Origin of the sequence: Streptomyces boluensis, from assembly GCF_009908195.1 — a bacterium.
In the GTDB taxonomy this organism is placed as follows: domain Bacteria; phylum Actinomycetota; class Actinomycetes; order Streptomycetales; family Streptomycetaceae; genus Streptomyces; species Streptomyces boluensis.
The window spans coordinates 1-614 of sequence record NZ_JAAAHS010000777.1 but is presented as its reverse complement, the minus strand read 5'-3'; the positions used below and the strand labels follow the sequence as shown (position 1 = coordinate 614).

Sequence of the window (614 nt, the reverse complement as noted above, 5' to 3'; positions counted from 1 at the left end):
ACAGGAACAGCACGGGCCACATCCAGCTCCCGTCCGGCGCCCCCGTCGCCGTACCGAGCCCGCCGCCGGACGCCACGCAGGGCGACACCGGCGCGACCACCCTCGCCGTGCTGCTCATCGGCCCGGCCGGCGCGGGCAAGACCTCCGTCGCCAAGTACTGGGCGGAGCACCGCCGCGTCCCCACGGCCCACATCAGCCTCGATGACGTACGCGAATGGGTCCGCTCCGGATTCGCCGACCCGCAGTCCGGGTGGAACGACCACTCGGAGGCGCAGTACCGCCTGGCCCGCCGCACCTGCGGCTTCGCCGCCCGTAACTTCCTGGCGAACGGCATCTCCTGCATCCTCGACGACGCGGTCTTCCCGGACCGCCCGGTCGTCGGCCTCGGCGGCTGGAAGCGGCATGTGGGCCCCGGCCTGCTGCCGGTCGTGCTGCTGCCCGGCCTGGAGATCGTCCTGGAGCGCAACAACCAGCGCAGCGGCAACCGCCGCCTCACCGACGAGGAAGTGGCCCGCATCCACGGCCGGATGGCGGGGTGGTACGGCTCGGGCCTGCCCATCATCGACAACTCCAACTACGACGTGCCGACCACGGCCCGCGTCCTGGACGACGTC

General features: G+C 72.6%; 1 protein-coding gene. It reads left to right on the top strand.

Annotated features, from left to right (window positions below):
* Positions 1–614, top strand: a 614-nt coding sequence (locus GUY60_RS38050) for an AAA family ATPase (protein WP_188133306.1), incomplete at both ends; no start/stop codon positions are given.